Origin of the sequence: Streptomyces sp. NRRL F-6676, assembly GCF_000725625.1 — a bacterium.
GTDB lineage: Bacteria > Actinomycetota > Actinomycetes > Streptomycetales > Streptomycetaceae > Streptomyces.
The window spans coordinates 69,139-88,275 of record NZ_JOHS01000014.1; the positions used below are offsets into that span (position 1 = coordinate 69,139).

18 protein-coding genes are annotated in these 19,137 nt (G+C 73.0%); 8 read left to right on the forward strand and 10 right to left on the reverse strand.

All coding sequences use genetic code 11. The features are described 5' to 3' along the window. Positions 1 to 37: 37 nt before the first annotated feature. Positions 38 to 790, forward strand: coding sequence for a hypothetical protein (locus tag IO29_RS11665; RefSeq protein WP_030382414.1), 753 nt, complete (start codon positions 38 to 40; stop codon positions 788 to 790). Between the two features lie 563 nt (positions 791 to 1,353). Here IO29_RS11665 and IO29_RS11670 read toward each other — a convergent pair. Both IO29_RS11670 and IO29_RS11675 read right to left on the reverse strand, forming a co-directional pair. Then, positions 1,354 to 1,908, reverse strand: a complete 555-nt coding sequence (locus tag IO29_RS11670; protein WP_030382415.1) for a hypothetical protein — start codon at positions 1,906 to 1,908, stop codon at positions 1,354 to 1,356. Between the two features lie 22 nt (positions 1,909 to 1,930). Next, entirely contained in the window at positions 1,931 to 3,046 is a 1,116-nt protein-coding gene (locus IO29_RS11675; protein WP_030382416.1) for a magnesium and cobalt transport protein CorA, read from the reverse strand. 564 nt (positions 3,047 to 3,610) lie between these two features. Here IO29_RS11675 and IO29_RS11680 point away from each other — a divergent pair. Next, the gene (locus IO29_RS11680) at positions 3,611 to 4,195 is read left to right on the forward strand and encodes a suppressor of fused domain protein (RefSeq protein WP_030382417.1); all 585 of its coding nucleotides are present in this window, start codon (positions 3,611 to 3,613) and stop codon (positions 4,193 to 4,195) included. 30 nt (positions 4,196 to 4,225) lie between these two features. Here IO29_RS11680 and IO29_RS11685 read toward each other — a convergent pair whose 3' ends face one another. Then, complete coding sequence (locus IO29_RS11685; RefSeq protein WP_030382418.1) at positions 4,226 to 5,479, reverse strand: MFS transporter; 1,254 nt, start codon at positions 5,477 to 5,479, stop codon at positions 4,226 to 4,228. Positions 5,480 to 5,689: 210 nt separating this feature from the next. On the opposite strand from IO29_RS11685, the gene IO29_RS11690 reads away from it, so the two are divergent. The 3 genes from IO29_RS11690 (at position 5,690) to IO29_RS11700 (ending at position 9,187) form a co-directional block, all read left to right on the forward strand. Then, positions 5,690 to 6,331: a DUF6758 family protein gene (locus IO29_RS11690; RefSeq protein WP_030382419.1), complete on the forward strand. Its 642-nt coding sequence runs from the start codon at positions 5,690 to 5,692 to the stop codon at positions 6,329 to 6,331. A gap of 330 nt (positions 6,332 to 6,661) precedes the next feature. After that, positions 6,662 to 7,519 carry a PHP domain-containing protein gene (locus tag IO29_RS11695; protein WP_030382420.1) on the forward strand — a complete coding sequence of 286 codons (858 nt, stop codon included), beginning with the start codon at positions 6,662 to 6,664 and terminating at the stop codon, positions 7,517 to 7,519. A gap of 1,062 nt (positions 7,520 to 8,581) precedes the next feature. After that, complete coding sequence (locus tag IO29_RS11700; protein ID WP_030382421.1) at positions 8,582 to 9,187, forward strand: MarC family protein; 606 nt, start codon at positions 8,582 to 8,584, stop codon at positions 9,185 to 9,187. Positions 9,188 to 9,270: 83 nt separating this feature from the next. Here the strand turns inward: IO29_RS11700 and IO29_RS38880 are convergent, their stop codons facing one another. Beyond that, a complete protein-coding gene (locus IO29_RS38880; RefSeq protein ID WP_199806878.1) occupies positions 9,271 to 9,423 on the reverse strand; it encodes a hypothetical protein in 153 nt (50 codons plus the stop codon). A 269-nt stretch (positions 9,424 to 9,692) separates the two neighbouring features. On the opposite strand from IO29_RS38880, the gene IO29_RS11705 reads away from it, so the two are divergent. Further along, complete coding sequence (locus tag IO29_RS11705) at positions 9,693 to 10,592, forward strand: NYN domain-containing protein (RefSeq protein ID WP_030382422.1); 900 nt, start codon at positions 9,693 to 9,695, stop codon at positions 10,590 to 10,592. 37 nt (positions 10,593 to 10,629) lie between these two features. Here the strand turns inward: IO29_RS11705 and IO29_RS11710 are convergent, their stop codons facing one another. Together IO29_RS11710 and IO29_RS11715 are read right to left on the reverse strand one after the other, a co-directional pair. Continuing rightward, on the reverse strand, positions 10,630 to 11,526 hold the full coding sequence (locus IO29_RS11710; RefSeq protein WP_030382423.1) for an alpha/beta fold hydrolase: 897 nt from the start codon (positions 11,524 to 11,526) through the stop codon (positions 10,630 to 10,632). 662 nt (positions 11,527 to 12,188) lie between these two features. Next, the gene (locus IO29_RS11715; protein WP_030382424.1) at positions 12,189 to 14,534 is read right to left on the reverse strand and encodes a DEAD/DEAH box helicase; all 2,346 of its coding nucleotides are present in this window, start codon (positions 14,532 to 14,534) and stop codon (positions 12,189 to 12,191) included. Between the two features lie 506 nt (positions 14,535 to 15,040). Here IO29_RS11715 and IO29_RS11720 point away from each other — a divergent pair. Beyond that, on the forward strand, positions 15,041 to 15,799 hold the full coding sequence (locus tag IO29_RS11720; protein WP_030382425.1) for a ferritin-like fold-containing protein: 759 nt from the start codon (positions 15,041 to 15,043) through the stop codon (positions 15,797 to 15,799). Positions 15,800 to 15,948: 149 nt separating this feature from the next. Here IO29_RS11720 and IO29_RS11725 read toward each other — a convergent pair whose 3' ends face one another. From IO29_RS11725 to IO29_RS11740, 4 genes are all read right to left on the reverse strand, one after another. After that, the gene (locus IO29_RS11725; RefSeq protein WP_030382426.1) at positions 15,949 to 16,224 is read right to left on the reverse strand and encodes a hypothetical protein; all 276 of its coding nucleotides are present in this window, start codon (positions 16,222 to 16,224) and stop codon (positions 15,949 to 15,951) included. Positions 16,225 to 16,401: 177 nt separating this feature from the next. Further along, positions 16,402 to 16,629: a DUF3107 domain-containing protein gene (locus IO29_RS11730; protein ID WP_030382427.1), complete on the reverse strand. Its 228-nt coding sequence runs from the start codon at positions 16,627 to 16,629 to the stop codon at positions 16,402 to 16,404. Positions 16,630 to 16,780: 151 nt separating this feature from the next. Continuing rightward, positions 16,781 to 17,461, reverse strand: coding sequence for a TetR/AcrR family transcriptional regulator (locus IO29_RS11735; protein ID WP_051707534.1), 681 nt, complete (start codon positions 17,459 to 17,461; stop codon positions 16,781 to 16,783). 292 nt (positions 17,462 to 17,753) lie between these two features. Continuing rightward, the gene (locus IO29_RS11740; RefSeq protein ID WP_030382429.1) at positions 17,754 to 17,981 is read right to left on the reverse strand and encodes a hypothetical protein; all 228 of its coding nucleotides are present in this window, start codon (positions 17,979 to 17,981) and stop codon (positions 17,754 to 17,756) included. Positions 17,982 to 18,096: 115 nt separating this feature from the next. On the opposite strand from IO29_RS11740, the gene IO29_RS11745 reads away from it, so the two are divergent. Continuing rightward, a complete protein-coding gene (locus IO29_RS11745) occupies positions 18,097 to 19,134 on the forward strand; it encodes an alpha/beta fold hydrolase (protein ID WP_030382430.1) in 1,038 nt (345 codons plus the stop codon). Positions 19,135 to 19,137 lie beyond the last annotated feature (3 nt).

Sequence of the window (19,137 nt, forward strand, 5' to 3'; positions counted from 1 at the left end):
TACGCCGATGGCGGATCACACGAGAGGCACCCCACCTGTGACTGCAACTCCCCTGGGCCGTAACCGCAGAACCGCGCTCGCGGGCGCGCTGTGTGCCGGACTGGTGGTGACGGGGACGGGGCTCACGGGGTGCAGCGAGGACCCGGACGCGGGCACCAACGGGGTGGGCAAGCTGCCGGCGGAGCAGATCCACAAGCGGACGCTCGCGGCGGCGGAGGCGGCGGACACGGTGCGGCTGTCGGGCGCGGTGGTGAGCGGGAAGACGACGTACAAGCTCGACATAAAGCTGTCGGACGACGGTGCCTCGGGGGCCGTGACGGCCGAGAACGCGACGTTCCAGTTGCTGCGGGTGGGGGAGCAGCTCTATCTGAAGGCCGACGCGGCGTTCTGGGAGCAGGAGGACGGCGGGAGCAAGGGCTCGACGGGGACGGCGGCGGAGAAGCTGGAGGGCAAGTACGTGAAGGTGCCGGACGAGGACCCGGCGTACAAGCGGTTCAGTGGGTTCACCGACAAGGACACGCTGCTGACGGGGCTGCTCGCGTTGCACGGGGGGTTGTCCACGGACGGGCGGCACGAGGTGGACGGGGTACGGACGGTGCGGGTCGCCGGGGGCGACGGGTCCGGGGGTGCGCTGGACGTCTCCCTCGAAGGCAAGCCGTACCCTCTCCGGCTCTCCCGCGCCGGGAACGCGGGCGCGCTCACCCTCACCGACTGGAACAAACCCTTCACCCCCAAACCACCCCCCACCGACGAAACCGTCGACTACGGCACCGACCTCCCCACGACGTAAGCACCCGGCTGCCTCTTCTGCGCGGCTCCGCCGGGGGGCGCCCCGTAAGGGGCGCGGGGCTGTGTTGTCTGCGCGGCTGCGCCGCGGGTGCGCGGGCAACTGTGCGCCTCGCAAGGGGCGCGGGGAACTGCGCGCCCAGCCCCCTCGCACTCGCACCCGCCCCACACCCCCCACCCCACGAGCTCTTGGGCGCTCAGCCCCCGGGGTCGAAGGGGCGGAGCCCCTGGGGGACGGGAATGGGTAGGGGCGGCGGGGGCGAAACAACTGAACCGTCAGCCGACCGCGGACCGCACCCCGGGCCAAAGCTCTCAACTTCGTTCGAGCAGGGGGGACCCCCGTCGCCCACCCGTGCCGCCCCTAGCGGCACGCATGCCCGCAGCTGGGCGTGCCCCGCAGCGAACCGTCGGCGGCCCGAGCCGCCCACGGCGAGCCGCGCCCGACACCGAACCGCAGCCCGGGCGAACCGCCCGCAGGCTGGGCGTGCCGCGCGGCGAGCCGCAAGCCGGGCGAGCCGCAAGCCGGGCGAGCCGCCCGCAGCGTCGCGCGCCGGGCGAGCCGGCTGCTCAGCGGATGCGGCCGGCGCGGCGTCGGCGCCGCAGGAGCCGGGGGAGCGCCGCCGGCATCGGCATGCGCGTCGTCACCGGCGCCTCCACCGGCACCGCCGCCAGCGACCCCGACGGCAACCCCCCGGGCTCACCCGCCGGCTCCAGCCGCAGCACCCGGCACTCCCGCGCCCACCTGCCCGGCATCGCTTCCCCGTCCACCGCGTTCAGCCGCTTCCCCTTGAGCTCCGCCACCGCGGCCTCCCACGCCGCGGACCCCGCCGCCAGCTCCACCACCCGCGCCGGCCAGCTCACAAGCCGCCCGCCCTTGTCCTTGCTGCGCACCGTCACCACCGCGTCGCCCCCGTCGACGAGCCCCGGCAGCGGCTGCTCCCCGGGCCCGTCGCCGACGACGCACACCGCGCCCTCGTGCCAGACGTGCCACAGCGCACGCGTCGGACCGGGCACCGCCTCGTCCCCGCCGTCCGCCGCGAGCACACCGCCGCGCACCCAGATCAGCCCGGACTTCTTCGTGGCCTCCTCTACGAGGGCCCGCGCGAGCAGCTCATTCGTCATGCGCTTAGGGTATAGCGGCCGTTCACAGCCACCCGTTCCGCTTCAGCGTGCGGTGGATGGTCAGACACAGGGCGACCGTGACGCACATGACGACCGGGTAGCCGTAGCGCCAGTGCAGTTCGGGCATGTGCTTGAAGTTCATGCCGTACACCCCGCAGACCATCGTCGGCACGGCGATGATCGCCGCCCAGGACGTGATCTTGCGCATGTCCTCGTTCTGCGCGACGGACGCCTGCGCGAGGTTGGCCTGGAGGATGGAGTTCAGCAGCTCGTCGAAGCCGACGACCTGCTCGTGCACCCGGGCCAGGTGGTCGGCGACGTCACGGAAGTACTTCTGGATGTCCGGGTCGATCAGCCGCATCGGCCGCTCGCTGAGCAGCTGCATCGGCCGCAGCAGCGGCGAGACCGCCCGCTTGAACTCCAGCACCTCGCGCTTGAGCTGGTAGATGCGCCCGGCGTCGGTGCCCCGCGGGGTGCCCTTGCGGCCCGGCGAGAAGACCTCCGTCTCCACCTCGTCGATGTCGTCCTGCATGGCGTCCGCGACCGCGATGTAGCCGTCGACGACGTGGTCGGCGATCGAGTGCAGCACCGCCGAGGGGCCCTTGGCGAGCAGCTCCGGGTCGTGCTGGAGCCGGTTGCGCAGCGCCCGCAGCGAGCCCTGCCCGCCGTGCCGGACGGTGATGAAGAAGTCCCGGCCGGTGAAGCACATGACCTCGCCGGTCTCCACGACCTCGCTGTTGGCGGTGAGCCGGTCGTGCTCGACGTAGTGGATGGTCTTGAAGACGGTGAACAGCGTGTCGTCGTACCGCTCCAGCTTGGGCCGCTGGTGGGCGGTGACCGCGTCCTCCACGGCCAGCGGGTGCAGCCCGAACTCGCTCGCGAGCGCGGCGAATTCGGCGCCGGTCGGCTCGTGCAGACCGATCCACGCGAAGCCGCCGTCACGCCGTACGAGGCGCATCGCCTCCTGCGGGGTCAGCCGGCCCGGCGTCTCGACACGGGCGCCGTCGCGGTAGACGGCGCAGTCGACGACGGCGGACGGCGTGGCGGGGTCGCGGGTGGTGTCGTAGGTGCCGTTGTCCTTACGGCCGGCCGGGCGGGACGGGCGGACCACGGCACGCAGGTCACGGATCATCGACATGGCAGGCTCCTTCGCGGGGCGGGCAACGAAAGGCCGCTACGAGGGGTGGAACTGCCCGGAATGAGGACGTTCTGACGTGAGGGGTTTCGGCACGTCCACAAAGCGGGGAGCACCGCGCCGTCGCGGTGGCGAGCTTCGCTGCTGATACAGGTCAGATGCGATCAGGCAAACCAGGCAGACCAGGCAGACCAGGCAGATCGGGCAGGTCCGACAGATCAAGCAGGGCGAAACGCACGTGCTCTTCCGTGGTGCGCGCAGCGTCGAGGTGACAGCCGGCCGCGAGAATGTGGAGTGGCCGGGAGGACCGCGTCAGCGGCGGGAAGAGCGGGTGGTACTGCACGGTCGACTTCGGTCCATGCCAGCCCCACCTCCTCCGGCCGGTCCCCCGTGGGGGACGATCCATTTCCCTTGTTTAAGGGTGCCCCGTGTAGGGGAGTTTCATGGGCGTCGGGGCCTGAGCGCCACGCTTCTGCGTGCTGCCCCGAACGACCGGCTCAGCGTATCAGCCGACCGGCATGTCAAGGCGCCGCTTTGCCCTGTACTGGCGAGTTCTATGCTCGCCGCATGGCAGATGTTCTCCCTCTGGTCGAGGCCCGGCTGCACACCGCGCTGGGCGAACCGGACGCGCGCGCCGCGGTCACCTTCCTCGGCACGGACCGCGTCGAGGTGCTGCGTTTCACCGACGGGGACGTCGTCCGCTACGCCACGCTCGGCATGTCCGCGCAGCCGATGAGCGACCCCACCGCGGCCCTCGCCGACCCGGTGAAGGGACCGCGCGCGGAGCTGGTCCTCTCCGTCCGCGCCGGGCGGGCCGACACCGACAAGGCGCTCCGCCCGCTCGCCGTACTGGCGGCGTCCCCGCAGGTGGAGGGCGTGGTGGTGGCCCCCGGCGGCTCGCTCGACGTGGGCGAGCCGCTGTGGCCGGGCGCGCCCTTCACCTCCGTACTGGTCGCGGAGCCGGGCGGGCTGGTCGAGGATTTGGAGCTGGACGAGCCGCTGGACCCCGTACGGTTCCTGCCGCTGCTGCCCATGACGCCGAACGAGGCCGCGTGGAAGCGCGTGCACGGAGCGGGCGCCCTCCAGGAACGCTGGCTGACGCACGGGACGGACCTGCGGGACCCCGCCCGCGGGTCCGTCCCGCTCACGTGACCGATCTCACCAACGGTCCGGCCGCACCGCTCAGTTGGCGAAAACGGTGACCCCGTCCTCGGTGGCGTGCCGCGGCTCCAGCTCCTCCGCTTCGTGGGACAGTGCTCGACGCCGTACGACGACGACCAGCGCGCCCACCACGGCCGTGACGGCGGCGACGACGAAGGGGACGTGGACGTCGGTCCACTCCTCGATCTTCGGCGCGAAGTAGGGCGCGGCCGCCGCGGCGAACCAGCGCACGAAGTTGTACCCGGCGCTCGCCACCGGGCGCGGCGCGTCCGACACGCCCAGCGCCAGCTCGGTGTAGACGGTGTTGTTCACGCCGATGAAGGCACCGGACAGGATCGTGCACACGACGGCCGTGGTGTGGTCGCCGTAGCCGAGGACCAGGACGTCGGCCGCGAGCAGCACCAGGGAACCCCCGAGCACCTTCAGCGAGCCGAACCGCTTCTGCATGCGCGGCGCCACGATCACCGAGAAGACGGCGAGCAGCACGCCCCAGGCGAAGAACACGGCACCGGACTTGTACGGCGTCATGTTCAGCACGAACGGGGTGAAGGCCAGCACGGTGAAGAACGTGTAGTTGTAGAAGAACGCCGAGACGGCCGCCGACGCCAGACCGCCGTGCCCGAGCGCCTTGAGCGGGTCGAGCAGTGAGGTCCTGCGGGCCGGCTTGGGCTGCTCCTTCAGGAACGCCGTGATGCACAGGAAGCCCACCGCCATCAGGAAGGCGGTGCCGAAGAAGGGGTAGCGCCAGCTGGCGTCGCCGAGCAGCGCGCCGAGGAGGGGGCCGCAGGCCATGCCGAGACCGAGGGCGGACTCGTAGAGCAGGATCGCCGCCGCACTGCCGCCGGCCGCGGCGCCGACGATGACGGCGAGCGCCGTCGACACGAACAGGGCATTGCCGAGCCCCCACCCGGCCCGGAAACCGACCAGCTCCCCGACCGAGCCCGAGGTGCCGGCGAGCCCGGCGAAGACGATCACGAACGCCAGTCCGACGAGCAGCGTCCGGCGCCCGCCGATCCGGCTGGAGACGAACCCGGTCACCAGCATCGCCACGGCGGTGATCAGGAAGTAGGAGGTGAACAGGAGCGAGACCTGGCTCGCCGTGGCGTCCAGGCCCTTGGCGATGGACGGCAGGATCGGGTCGACGAGTCCGATGCCCATGAAGGCGACGACGGAGGCGCCGGCCGTCGCCCAGACGGCCTTCGGCTGCCGCAGGAGGCCACCGGCTCCCGCGTCGAACGGGTCCTCCTGGGCGGGACCCCGGGTACTGCTGCGCATGCGCTGCGCTCCTTCCCGACGTGGGACGACGACCGGGGCGGGGACCCCGGAACGGGCCGAACAGATGGTTGGCAATTACACACAATAACTTAGCTGTGCTAATTAGTGCAATATGCATCTAGTCACGCCCGTCGAGGGCGGCCCTTCCGTGCCGCCCGGACGGGTGATCGTCCTTGACGCGGCGCGGCACGGGGAGGACCGTTGGGCCTTATGAGGGGCGAACCCAGTTGCCCGAAGTGCGGTGGCCGGGTCAGGGCTCCCGGACTCTTCGCCGACTCCTGGCAGTGCGACGTGCACGGGACGGTGCATCCGCTTCAGCCCGTGATACCGCCCAGCGTCGAGGCCCTCGGTGTCGTGGTGCACCGGGCCCGGGTCCCGGTGTGGATGCCGTGGCCGCTGCCGGTCGGCTGGCTGTTCACGGGCGTCGCCTGCGCCGGCGACGACCGCAGCGGCGGCCGCGCGACGGCCGTGGCGTGCTCCGGACCCGGACCACTGGGCGGAGTCGGCGAGATGATCCTGGTCGCCGAGGAACTCGGCGTCGGCCTCGGCGCGCGCTACGCGGGCATCGACGGCCCCGACCCCGGCCCCTATCTGAACGTGGAGAAACCCCCGCAGGCCAAGGTCCTGGCGGCGGGCCGCCCCACCCCCCTCTGGCATGTCACCGGCACCCCCGAAGACCGCGCGGTCTTCGCGGGCGAGGCGCGCGGACTGTGGCTCTGGGCGGTCGTCTGGCCCGAGCAGACGGGGCTGCTCATGTACGACGAGCTGGTCCTGACGGACCTGCGCGACGCGGGCGCGGAGGTCGACCTGCTGCCGTGCGGGGCGCTGTCGCCGCGGCTGCTGGAGCCGTAGGGGGCGCGAGCGGGGCCGCGCCCCGGGGCTGTGGGGCGCCGGGCCCCGCGTGGCGAGAGGGCGCCCGTCCGGGGCCGCGTGCGGTGGGGGCGGTCTGTGGTGGGGTCGGGCCGGTGGCGGGGACGGCTTGTGGCGGGGACGGCTTGTGGCGGGGTCGGTCTGCGGTGGGGACGGTCTGCGGTGGGGGTGCCCTGTGGCGGGACGGCTAGTGGTGGGGACGGCCTGCGGTGGCGTCGGCCTGCGGTGGGGACGGCTCCCCCGGAGGGGAGGTGGTCCCGTCCCGTTATCCTTGAGCGTCCCAGCCGTCCCGTCCGCCCGGAGCAGCACCTCGTGCGCATCGACCTGCACACCCACTCCACCGCCTCCGACGGCACGGACACCCCCGCCGCACTCGTCCGCAACGCGGCCGCCGCCGGACTGGACGTCGTCGCACTCACCGACCACGACACCACCCGCGGCCACGCCGAGGCGCTCGCCGCCCTGCCGAGCGGCCTCACCCTCGTGACTGGCGCGGAGCTCTCCTGCCGCCTCGGCGGCGTCAGCATGCACATGCTGGCCTACCTCTTCGACCCGGAGGAGCCCGCGCTGCTCGCCGAGCGCGAACTCGTGCGCGACGACCGTGTCCCCCGCGCCAAGGCCATGGTCGCCAGGCTCAACGACCTCGGTGTCCCCGTCACCTGGGACCAGGTCGCCCGCATCGCCGGCGACGGCTCCGTCGGCCGCCCCCACCTCGCCTCCGCGCTCGTCGAACTCGGCGTCGTCCCGACCGTCGATGACGCGTTCACCCAGGACTGGCTGGCCGACGGCGGCCGCGCCCACGTGGAGAAGCACGAGACCGACCCCTTCGAGGCGATCCGCCTCGTCAAGGCGGCCGGCGGCGTCACCGTCTTCGCGCACCCGGCCGCGAGCAAGCGCGGGCGCACCGTCCCGGAGTCCGCGATCGCGGAGATGGCCGCGGCGGGACTGGACGGCATCGAGGTCGACCACATGGACCACGACCCCGACACCCGCGCCCGGCTGCGCGGCCTGGCCAAGGAGCTGGGCCTGCTGTGCACGGGGTCCAGCGACTACCACGGCACCCGCAAGACCGTCGCCCTCGGGGAGTACGCGACGGATCCCGAGGTCTACGGCGAGATCACCCGCCGCGCCACGGGGGCGTTCCCCGTCCCGGGCGCGGGCGGATCGTGACACGCCGGGATCCGCGCCGGGGGCTCGTGCTTCGGTAGCCGACCGGCTCCGGCCGGTCGGGGCCGCGCCCCGACCCGACGGCGTCGGCCCCGGGGCCGGGTTGCGGAGACCGGGGCCGGTTCCGTTCCGGCCGGGGGCGTCTCCGCTCCGACCGGGACCGGCCCTTTCGGCCGGGGGTTGCTCCGTTCCGACGGGGGCCGGTCGCGTTCCGACCGGGCTCGGCTCCGTTCAGATCGCGGTCGGATCGGGTTCCGACCAGGACTGGACCGGTTCGGCCGAGGTGGGATCGGTTCCGGCGGGGGCCATACCGGTTCCGGCCGGGCCGGGTCGTGACTTGAACCCGGTCGAGCCCGAGCCCTGATTCCCGGCCCGCGCCCGCGCCCGCGTCCGCGTCTCGATTCGGCCCTGGTTCACGTCGCGTCTTGGCGGGGGTCTGGCTCACGTCGTGGCTTGGCTTGGGACTGGCTCGCGTTGCGGCCTGGTTCGGGCTCGGCCTCGGCCCGCGATCTGGTCCGCGTTCCGGCTCGGGTCCGGTCGCGTGTCCTGATCGGGGCTCCGGTTGTGTCCGCTCCCGCAGCGGGGTCGGTCACCCGGGTGGCGACGTGGATCCGGCTCGTTGCCGAGCCAGCGTGCGCGGTCCCGCGTCAACGCGCTCGGCCGGGGGCCCCAACGTGGGTTCGACCGGCGGCCGGGCGCGCCCTGCGCGGTGCGCTCGATTCGGGTTCCCGCGTGGTCCGGGGCCGTTCCGGGCCGCGCCGGGCACCGGGTCGCGACGTGAGCCCTCCGGTTCGGTGCGGACCGGGCTCGGCGCGAGCCGACTGCGGACCGGCTCCCGGGCCCGGAACCCGGCGCGGGCCGGGTCCCACGCACCGACCGGCGGGCCGGGAACCGGTGCAGCCCCGATAGTCCACCCCGCCGCGCGGCCACCGCGCGGGCCCCACCCCGCCGAACCCACGTCACTCCGACAGGCCCCGGCGGCCGGCCGCCACCACTCCGCACTCACCACCCACCCACTGCTCCATCCACCCACCCAGTTCCTCACTCACTGCAAGGCCTATCCCCATGTTCGACCTCGCCGTCTTCGGCTCCCTCTTTCTGACCCTCTTCGTCATCATGGATCCCCCGGGGATCACCCCGATCTTCCTCGCTCTCACCGCGGGCCGACCCGGCAAGGTGCAGCGCCGGATGGCGTTCCAGGCCGTGTGCGTGGCCGGCGGCGTCATCGCCGTGTTCGGCGTGCTGGGCCACCAGATCCTCGACTACCTGCACGTCTCCGTCCCGGCGCTGATGATCGCCGGCGGTCTGCTGCTGCTCCTCATCGCGCTGGACCTGCTCACCGGCAAGACCGACGAGCCGAAGCAGACGAAGGACGTCAACGTCGCCCTCGTCCCGCTCGGGATGCCGCTGCTGGCGGGGCCCGGCGCGATCGTGTCGGTGATCCTCGCCGTGCAGCGCGCCGACGGCGTGAGCGCGCAGGTGTCGGTGTGGGCGGCGATCCTCGCGATCCACGTCGTGCTGTGGCTGGTGATGCGCTACTCGCTGCTGATCATCAGGGTGATCAAGGACGGCGGCGTCGTCCTGGTGACCCGCCTGGCCGGGATGATGCTCTCCGCGATCGCCGTCCAGCAGATCATCAACGGCGTCACACAGGTGATCAAGGGAGCCTGACACCGACTCCACTCGGCGCACGACAAAGCCCCTGTACGGCATCGTGCCGTACAGGGGCTGCATACGTTGTGTCGGGTACGTCGTTACGAGGCGGGCGTGTCGGCCGGGCGGATCCACAGGCGCTGCCCAATCGCGGCGGCCTGTTGCACGATCTGATTGACGGAGGCGGCGTCCACGACGGTGGTGTCCACGGGCCTGCCGTCGACGTCGTCGAGGTGCATGATTTCGAAGCGCAAGGGCTTCTCCCTTCGTCTGGTCATCCTCCAGGGGAGAACTACTGGTGAGTGTGAGGGGCGGGGCGACGGTGCGTCCCGTCCGCGTATCTATGCAACGGCATGCTTCCAACAAACATTCCCTACGCTAAAGAAAATTTTCGAGCGTCTAATTACCAGCGGGTACAGGGGCGGCTGGGACTGCCCTCATGGGCGTATCGTCCGATCATTTCCTCGCACAACTCATCGGGACCGGTTGTGTTCGCTGCGTGACGGCCGGGACAATGGACGCGATGAACGACGACGACCTCACGGCGCTCGGCGCCCGCATCGACCGTACGAACGAGCTGCTTCAGCGCATGCTCGCCGAGGTGGCGAAGACGCCCTCGACCCACGCGATCTTCGTCGACGCCGGCTACCTCTACGCGGCGGCGGGGCGACTGGTCGCCGGCACCGAGGACCGGCGGTCGTTCGACGTCGACGCCGAGGGACTGATCGAGGCGCTCATCGACAAGGCCCGCACGATCTTCGCCGACAGCCGGCTGCTCCGCGTCTACTGGTACGACGGAGCCCGGCGCCGCATCCACACCGCCGAGCAGCAGTCCATCGCCGAGCTGCCCGACGTGAAGGTCAGGCTGGGCAACCTCAACGCCAACAACCAGCAGAAGGGCGTCGACTCCCTCATCAGATCCGACCTGGAGTCCCTCGCCCGGCACCGCGCCATCAGCGACGCGGCACTGCTCGGCGGCGACGAGGACCTGGTCTCGGCGGTCGAGGCCGCGCAGGGCTACGGCGCCCGGGTCCATCTGTGGGGTATCGAGGCACCGGAGGGCCGCAACCAGGCCGAGCCCCTGCTCTGGGAGGTCGACAGTCAGCGCACGCTCGACCTGGACTTCTTCAAGCCGTACGTGTCCCGGCGGACCGCGGCGACGTACGAGGCGTCGCCCGCGGTCCGGCCCACGCGGGAGGACGTGCGGTTCGTGGGGGCGCAGATCGCGGCGAAGTGGCTGGCGGCGCGGGGCCGCGACTCACTGCGGGAGCTGCTGCCCGGCCACCCCTATCTGCCGGGCTCGGTCGACCAGGACCTGCTGGTGGAGGCGGAGGGGCTGCTCCAGTACTCGCTGCGCGGCCAGGCGGACCTGCGCCGGGCGCTGCGGGAGGGCTTCTGGGAGCACTTGCAGGCGCAGTACTGAGCCGGGCGCCCCTTTTCCTTCCTCCGGTCTCCCCTCTTCAGCTGATCGTGCCGTCCCAGAAGTCGACGAGCGCGCGGGCGGTTTCCAGGGGGCGGTCGGTGTTGGGGGAGTGGTCGGCGTCGGCGACGATCGTGCGGCGGGCGTCGAGCCGGACGGCCATCTCGTCCAGCAGCGGGACGGGCCAGGCGTCGTCGTGGTCGCCGGAGACGACGTGCTTGGGCAGCGGGACGGCGGCGAGTTCGGCGACGCGGTCGGGTTCGGTGCACAGTTGCCGGCCGGTGGCGAGGAGCTGGGCCGGGCTGCCGGCGAGCCAGCGGCGGCGGAGGTCGTCACGGTCGTCGGGTCCGGAGTCGAGGGCGCCGGTGTCCGGGTGCTCGGGGCCCCTGGGGTGCTCGCGGTCCTCGGGGGTCTCCATCAGCTGGATGGCGTTCCACACCTGGGCCATGTCCATCACCGAGAGCGCGTCGCGCAGCAGCTTGACGCGCTGCTGCTGGGACGCGGAGATCTGTGCGGGGCCGGAGGACATAAGGGTGAGCGAACGGAACGGGGTCGGGTCGAGCAGGACGGCGGCGCGGGCGATCTGGCCGCCGAGGGAATGGCCGAGGAGATGGACGGGGCCGGTGGCGCCCAGGGCGGTGGCCTGGGCGAGGACGTCGCGGGCCAACTCGCTCTGGGCGTACGGGGCTTCGTCGTCCCGGGGGCCGGGGGTGCCGTACTGGCCGCGGCCGTCCACGGCGACGGCGCGGTAGCCGGCGGTGGTGAGGTGGGGAAGGAGGTCGATGAAGTCCTCCTTGCTGCCGGTGAAGCCGGGGAGGAGGAGGGCGGTGCCGTGGGCGGGGGTGCCGGCGTCGAGGACGGCGAAGGGGCCGCGAGGAGTGGGGAGGAGGTGGGAGCGGGTACCGGGGGGCGGGACGAAGCTCGACGGACGGCTCATGCGCCCGAGGCTATCGCCCCTCACCCCCGGCCCACCCCGGCCACCCAGGCGCGCGGGAACCGCGCGACCAACCACAGCCGCACCCGCACCGCTGCCCCCGCTCCGTCCGCGTCCGAGCTGCCCGCGTCCGAGGGCTCGCCTCCAGCCCTCCGGCCCACCCCGGCCACCCCAGGGGCGCGGGGAACTGCGCGAGCAACCACGACCCCACCCGCACCCGCCAACGCACCGCCGCCCCCGCTCCGTCCGCGTCCGAGCCGTCCGCGTCCGGGGGCTGGCCTCCAGCCCTCCGGCCCACCCCGGCCAACCCAGGGGCGCGGGGAACTGCGCGAGCAACCACGACCCCACCCGCACCCGCCAACGCACCGCCGCCCCCGAGCCGTCCGCGTCCGGGAGCTGGCCTCCAGCCCTCCGGCTCACCCCGGCCACCCCAGGGGCGCGGGGAACTGCGCGAGCAACCACAGCCGCACCCGCACTCGCCGACGCACCCGTCCGCGTCCGAGCCGTCCGCGTCCGGGGGCTCGCCTCCAGCCCTCCGGCTCACCCCGGCCACCCCAGGGGCGCGGGGAACTGCGCGAGCAACCACAGCCGCACCCGCACTCGCCGACGTCACGATCACGCGATCATGAACCGGGCCGACTTCTGGCCATGGGTGCCGCGGGGGCTCAGCCCTCCGCCGACTCCGTGGACGCCGCCGCCTTCTTCCGCGTACGGCGCGGCTTCACCGGCTCCTCGGCAGCCTGGGCCGGGATGTCCGGCTCGGCAGCCGCGGCCTTGCGCGTACGCCGACGCGGCTTGGCCCCTGCGGCCTCGGCCTCGGCCTCGGCCTCGGCCGCGACCTCGGGCTCGCCCACGTCCGAAGCCGCGACGGCCTTCTTCCGCGTCCGGCGAGGCTTGACCTCGCCGCCCTCCACGGCCGCCACCGCCTTGCGCGTCCGCCGTGCCTTCGGCGCCTCGGCCGACTCCGTCGCCTCGGCGGTCCCGACGGCCGCCTCCGCGGCCTTACGGGTCCGTCGGCGCGGTTTCTCCGCCGGCTCCGACTCCTCCGCGGCCTGCGCGGGAATCACCGCGGCCTCGGCGGTCCCGACCGCCGCTTCCGCCGTCTTCCGCGTCGTCCGCCGACGGGGCTTCGCCTCGACGGCCTCCGCCGTGTCCAGTGCCGTCTCCGCGGCCTCCGCCGACGCCGCGGCCTTGCGCGTACGGCGACGGGGCGCGGCCGGAGCCTCGGTGCCCGCCTCCGGGGCGGCCTCCGCGGCCTCGGCGGTCCCGACCGCCGCTTCCGCAGCCTTCCGCGTCGTCCGCCGGCGCGGCTTCGCCTCGACGGCCTCGGCCGTGTCGACCGCCGCCTCGGCCGCCTCGGCCTGCTTCCGCGTCCGCCGACGACGCGGCGCCGTCACGGCATCCGCGTCCGCCGACGGAGCCGTCACCTCGGCCGCCTCGACAACGACAGGCGCCTCAGCAACGACGGGCGCCTCGACAACCGGCGCCTCGGTGACCTCGGTCACCGCCTCCGGCACCACCGCTTCCGCCGACGCCCCGGACCGCGTCCGCCGGCGCCGCCGCGGCGCACGCCCGGCGACGGCAGGCTCCGCCCGCTCCGTGCCCTCCGCGCTGCCCGCACCGTCCGCGCTGCCCGCACCGTCCGTCGGCGCAACCGTCCGCTGCGCCGCCTCCGCGTCGAGCGGCGCACCACCGCGCGTACGCCGGCGCCGACGCGGCGTCCGCGCCGAGCTCTCGCGCTCGCGGTCACGCTCCCGCTCCCGCTCCACCGTGTCACGCCCCCCGCGCGCGCCCCGGCCGCCGCGCGCCCCGCGGCCGCCGGTCTCGCCCAGGTCCTCGATCTCCTCCGCCGCCAGCCCGGCGCGCGTGCGCTCCGAGCGCGGCAGCACACCCTTCGTGCCCTCGGGGATGGAGAGGTCGGAGAAGAGGTGCGGGGACGTCGAGTACGTCTCCACCGGGTCGTGGTAGTCCAGACCCAGCGCCTTGTTGATCAGCTGCCAGCGCGGGATGTCGTCCCAGTCGACGAACGTGATCGCCGTACCCGACGCGCCCGCGCGGCCCGTACGGCCGGTGCGGTGCAGATACGTCTTCTCGTCCTCGGGGGACTGGTAGTTGATGACGTGCGTGACGCCCTCGACGTCGATGCCGCGCGCGGCCACGTCCGTGCAGACCAGCACGTCGACCTTGCCGTTGCGGAACGCGCGCAGCGCCTGCTCGCGCGCGCCCTGGCCGAGGTCGCCGTGGACCGCGCCGGAGGCGAACCCGCGGTGCTGGAGCTGCTCGGCGATGTCGGCGGCCGTCCGCTTGGTCCGGCAGAAGATCATCGCGAGCCTGCGGCCCTCGGCCTGCAGTATCCGCGCGACCATCTCCGGCTTGTCCATGGAGTGCGCGCGGTAGACGAACTGCTTGATGTTGGCCAGCGTCACGCCCTCGTCGTCCGGCGCGGCGGCGCGGATGTGCGTGGGCTGCGACATGTACCGGCGGGCCAGGCCGATGACCGCGCCGGGCATGGTCGCGGAGAACAGCATGGTCTGCCGGCGCTGCGGCAGCATGGCGATGATCTTCTCGACGTCGGGCAGGAAGCCGAGGTCGAGCATCTCGTCGGCCTCGTCGAGGACGAGACACTTGACGTGCTTGAGGTTCAGCTTCTTCTGGCCGGCCAGGTCGAGCAGCCGCCCGGGCGTGCCGACGACCACGTCGACGCCCTTCTTCAGGGCCTCGACCTGCGGCTCGTAGGCGCGCCCGCCGTAGATCGCGGTGACGCGCACATTGCGCACCTTGCCGGCGGTCAACAGGTCGTTGGTGACCTGGACGCACAGCTCGCGGGTGGGCACCACGACAAGTGCCTGCGGGGTGTCGGTGACGTCCTCGGGGCGGGCGCGGCCCGCTTCGACGTCGGCGGGGACGCTCACGCGCTCCAGGAGCGGGAGCCCGAAGCCGAGCGTCTTGCCGGTGCCGGTCTTGGCCTGGCCGATGACGTCGGTGCCGGAGAGGGCGACGGGGAGCGTCATCTCCTGGATGGGGAAGGGAGTGATGATGCCGACGGCCTCCAGGGCCTCGGCCGTCTCGGGAAGGATTCCGAGCTCTCGGAAAGTCGTAGTCAGGGTGCTGCCTCTTCTGTGTGCGCGGCGCGAGGCGAGCGTGGGGGTCGTGACGTCCGACCGTGCCGGGGACGACGGCCGGCCTTCGAAGGCCGGGCCGGGTGGCACGGGACGGGACCACAGCCGACGCTCTCGGACCTGTCCGGCAGGCCCAGCGCTCGTACCGCTGAGGGACCCTCCCGAATGGCGTACATACAATGCCGTACGACCGAGGAGGGCTGTCGGGTCGGAGCCGATCGGGCCACCGACCGGGCATCCTCATTCGTGCGGCCCGTCGCATACTTGGCGGGCCAATACCACCATACCCCGGATTCCCGCACATGCCAGGGCCGGTTCCGTGACGTAGTCGTCGTCACACCGACCGACCGGGCTGACCAGGGCTTCCCCCGGGGGGTGAGCGGACTATTGTGCGCTCCATGACGACCTCTGACAACGCCTCCGACACCGCGGCGCCCACCGCCGAAGGCACTCCCGCGCCGACCGGCATCGCCGCACGCGACTGGGCCGACGCCTCCGCCGACCCCCAGTACCGGGCCGCGGTGGCGGACCTGCTGGGCGCGCTGGCGTACGGGGAGCTGGCGGCGTTCGAGCGGCTGGCGGAGGACGCCAAGCTGGCGCCCACGCTCTCCGACAAGGCGGAGCTGGCCAAGATGGCGTCGGCGGAGTTCCACCACTTCGAGCAGTTGCGCGACCGGCTCGGCGAGATCGGCGTGGAGCCGACGGAGGCGATGGAGCCGTTCGTCGCCGCGCTCGACGGCTTCCACCGGCAGACGGCGCCCTCGGACTGGCTGGAGGGGCTGGTCAAGGCGTACGTCGGCGACTCGATCGCCAGCGACTTCTACCGAGAGGTCGCGGCGCGGCTCGACACGGACACGCGTGAACTGGTGCTCGCCGTCCTCGACGACACGGGGCACGCGGGCTTCGCCGTGGAGAAGGTGCGCGCCGCGATCGACGCCGAGCCGCGCGTCGGCGGCCGGCTCGCGCTGTGGGCGCGGCGGCTGATGGGGGAGGCGCTGTCGCAGTCGCAGCGGGTGGTGGCGGACCGCGACGCACTGTCGACGATGCTGGTGGGCGGCGTCGCGGACGGTTTCGACCTCGCGGAGGTCGGCCGGATGTTCTCCCGCATCACGGAGGCGCACACGAAGCGGATGGCCGCGCTGGGCCTGGCCGCCTGACGGCTGCGGCCGCTACAAGGGGCGCTGCCCCTTGGCCCCCGGGCGCCTGACGGCTCGGGGGCGCTTGTTGTCCGGCGACTGCGCGGGAGGGGACGTCTCGCGCGGTTCCCCGCGCCCCCGAAAACGGGGCGGCGGGGCCGAGGGAGCGCCTATGCCGTCGTCGCCGAGTGGCCGCGGCGGAACCGCTTCTCGGGACGCAGCAGCAGCGACACGGACGCCGCCGCGACCACCGCCGCCCCCAGCAGGCTCACCAGCGCATGCCCCGCCCCCACCGCACTGTGCGCGAGGAACGCCCCGAACAACCCCCCGGCCACCCCCGTCGGCAGCACGAGACGGCGCCCGGGAAGCCGGTGCGGCAGGCGATAGGCGGCGGCCCAGGCAAGGGCGAAACCGAGCAACGCCGAGCCCAGCGCTTCCAAGATCATGGTCGGGTTCCCTCCCGCACGGCCGGGTGCAAATCGGTCGTAGCCGGTCTACCCCGGGGCCACGGACGACAACCCTCCTCTGTGGCGGAGATGTGTGCCCGCTGTGTGGACGCGCGCATGCGGAGGGGCCCGGAACGGTGTACGTTCCGGGCCCCTCCGCGCGTCCTGCGGCGCGCCCTACAGCGCGCTGAACCCCACCCGACGGGCGGTCGGCTCACCGATCTCCACGTACGCCAGGCGGTCGGCCGGGACGAGGACCTTGCGGCCGTGCTCGTCCACGAGGCTCAGCAGCTGCGACTTCCCGGCCAGTGCCTCGGCCACGGCGCGCTCGACCTCCTCGGCACTCTGACCGCTCTCCAGAACGATCTCGCGGGGCGCGTGCTGCACGCCGATCTTGACCTCCACGGCTATAACCCTCCGACGGTCAGTGAAGTGCGCGATCTCCCGCGCCGTACCCCGCACACATTAGCCCGGTGAGGGGACGGACACGCTCCGCCGGGCAACGCCAGGAGCGAACAGCGGACGGGAACAAACGCGCGCGGACGCTCCCGCACCCTCAGCGAGACTGCTCGTGCCCCTGCTCGTGACCCTGTTCGTGTCCCTGGTCGCTCCCGTGCAGCGGGAAGCCGGCGATGCCGCGCCAGGCCAGCGAGGTCAGGAGCTGCACCGCCTGGTCGCGCGGCACGCTGCGGTCGCTGTGCAGCCAGGAGCGGGCCACCACCTGGGCGAGTCCGCCGAGGCCCGAGGCGAGCAGCATCGACTCGGCCCGGGAGAGCCCGGTGTCCTCGGCGATGACGTCGCAGATCGCCTCGGCGCACTCGTTCGTCACCTTGTCGACGCGCTCGCGCACGGCCGGCTCGTTCGTCAGGTCCGACTCGAACACCAGCCGGAAGGCGCCGCCGTCGTCCTCGACGTAGGCGAAGTAGGCGTCCATGGTCGCCCGGACGCGCTGTTTGTTGTCCGTCGTCGAGGCCAGCGCGTGGCGCACGGACTGGATCAGGGACTCGCAGTGCTGGTCGAGGAGGGCGAGGTAGAGGTCCAGCTTGCCCGGGAAGTGCTGGTAGAGGACCGGCTTGCTGACGCCGGCGCGCTCGGCGATGTCGTCCATCGCGGCCGAGTGGTAGCCCTGCGCCACGAAGACTTCCTGGGCGGCGCCCAGCAGCTGGTTCCGTCGGGCACGGCGCGGCAGCCGCGTACCCCGCGGGCGTGCCGCCTCTGTCTGCTCGATGGCTGTCACGCCGCCTCCCACTTTCGTCCACGTGCGGTGTACACCGCGCCGCCATCGTACTTTTGGGTAACCGCGGTGTGCGCGGTGCGAGCGCAGAATTTCACGGACCGGACAGCGCCGGGAGCGGCGCGGATCCGCCCGCTACGGGGCGTACGGGGGCGAACCGGCGCCCGGGGGCCGCGCCGGTCCGCGCCCCCGCCCGCGGTCGCCCGCCCCCGCCTGCGGTCGCCCGCCGGCGGACGCGCCCACGGACGCCGTCGCCCGGCGGCGGTCGTCCGGACGCGCCTTGGGGCATCGCCGCTCAGCGGTAGTCGTCCTCGTCGAGTTCCACGACGCGCGCCTGTTCCGCCAGGTCCGCCTCGTCGGCGCGGTCCGCGTCCTCCCCGCTCGGCACGTCGTCCCGCCGCGGGGCGACGTCCGCGAGCTGTTCGGCGGCGTCGCCCTCCGGCGCCTCCACATCGATCTCGGTGGTGCCGGTGTCGCCGTCCTCGTCCTCGAAGGTGTCGGGATCGGTGGGGTCGACGGTCATGGGGGGCTCCCTTCCAGTGACCGGAATGCGGCGTGGTCCGTATCCGTCGCCAGGTACCCGAACCTGTGAGGGCGAACACATGAGCCCCCGCGTGATCGTCTCGTAACATTGCCGCATGTCTTCGACCGAGCTGCCGGCCGCACCGGCCACGACCACTGTTCTGCCGAAGGTCGCGCCCGTCAGGGTCGCGGAGGGCGAGGAGCTCAGGTCGGTGTCACTGCCCGGGGTCACCCTGACGGTGCGGTCGAGACAGCCGGCCCGCGAGGGGCTGCCGCCCGCGCTGTACGTGCACGGGCTCGGCGGTTCCTCGCAGAACTGGTCGGCGCTGATGCCGCTGCTCGACGACGTCGTCGACAGCGAGGCCGTCGACCTGCCGGGCTTCGGCGACTCCCCGCCGCCGGACGACGGCAACTACTCGATCACCGCGCACGCCCGCGCGGTGATCCGCTTCCTCGACGCCTCCGGGCGCGGCCCCGTGCACCTGTTCGGCAACTCGATGGGCGGCGCGATCGTCACCCGGGTGGCCGCCGCCCGTCCCGACCTCGTCCGTACGCTCACGCTCGTCTCGCCCGCGCTCCCCGAACTGCGGGTGCAGCGCAGCGCGGTCCCCACCGGACTGCTCGCCGTGCCCGGCGTCGCGGCCCTGTTCACCCGCTACACCCGGCAGTGGACGGCCGAGCAGCGGGTCCGCGGCGTGATGGCGCTCTGCTACGGCGATCCCGCCCGCGTCACCCAGGACGGGTTCCGACACGCGGTGGAGGAAATGGAACGGCGGATGCGGCTGCCGTACATGTGGGACGCGATGGCCCGCTCGGCGCGCGGTCTGGTGAACGCCTACACGCTGGGCGGACAGCACGGGCTGTGGCGGCAGGCCGAACGTGTGCTCGCCCCGACGCTCCTCGTCTACGGCGGCCGGGACCAGCTCGTCGGCTTCCGCATGGCCGCGCGCGCCGCCCGCGCCTTCCGCGACTCCCGTATGTTGACCCTGCCGGAGGCGGGACACGTGGCGATGATGGAGTACCCGGAACGGGTGGCGGTCGCCTTCCGCGACCTGCTGAGGGACACGGAGGCGGAGGCGTCCGCAGTGGAGTCCGTGTCCGCGGGTGCGGGACCGGTGCCCGGTGTGACCGATACGACCGATGCGGGGAGCTGAGGC

Excerpts from the sequence above, each read along its gene's own strand:
- IO29_RS11670 (WP_030382415.1), bottom strand. The coding sequence starts at position 1,908 with ATGACGAATGAGCTGCTCGCGCGGGCCCTCGTAGAGGAGGCCACGAAG.
- IO29_RS11675 (WP_030382416.1), bottom strand. The coding sequence starts at position 3,046 with ATGTCGATGATCCGTGACCTGCGTGCCGTGGTCCGCCCGTCCCGCCCG.
- IO29_RS11680 (WP_030382417.1), top strand. The coding sequence starts at position 3,611 with ATGGCAGATGTTCTCCCTCTGGTCGAGGCCCGGCTGCACACCGCGCTG.
- IO29_RS11685 (WP_030382418.1), bottom strand. The coding sequence starts at position 5,479 with ATGCGCAGCAGTACCCGGGGTCCCGCCCAGGAGGACCCGTTCGACGCG.
- IO29_RS11690 (WP_030382419.1), top strand. The coding sequence starts at position 5,690 with ATGAGGGGCGAACCCAGTTGCCCGAAGTGCGGTGGCCGGGTCAGGGCT.
- IO29_RS11700 (WP_030382421.1), top strand. The coding sequence starts at position 8,582 with ATGTTCGACCTCGCCGTCTTCGGCTCCCTCTTTCTGACCCTCTTCGTC.
- IO29_RS11705 (WP_030382422.1), top strand. The coding sequence starts at position 9,693 with ATGAACGACGACGACCTCACGGCGCTCGGCGCCCGCATCGACCGTACG.
- IO29_RS11710 (WP_030382423.1), bottom strand. The coding sequence starts at position 11,526 with ATGAGCCGTCCGTCGAGCTTCGTCCCGCCCCCCGGTACCCGCTCCCAC.
- IO29_RS11715 (WP_030382424.1), bottom strand. The coding sequence starts at position 14,534 with ATGACGCTCCCCGTCGCCCTCTCCGGCACCGACGTCATCGGCCAGGCC.
- IO29_RS11720 (WP_030382425.1), top strand. The coding sequence starts at position 15,041 with ATGACGACCTCTGACAACGCCTCCGACACCGCGGCGCCCACCGCCGAA.
- IO29_RS11725 (WP_030382426.1), bottom strand. The coding sequence starts at position 16,224 with ATGATCTTGGAAGCGCTGGGCTCGGCGTTGCTCGGTTTCGCCCTTGCC.
- IO29_RS11740 (WP_030382429.1), bottom strand. The coding sequence starts at position 17,981 with ATGACCGTCGACCCCACCGATCCCGACACCTTCGAGGACGAGGACGGC.
- IO29_RS11745 (WP_030382430.1), top strand. The coding sequence starts at position 18,097 with ATGTCTTCGACCGAGCTGCCGGCCGCACCGGCCACGACCACTGTTCTG.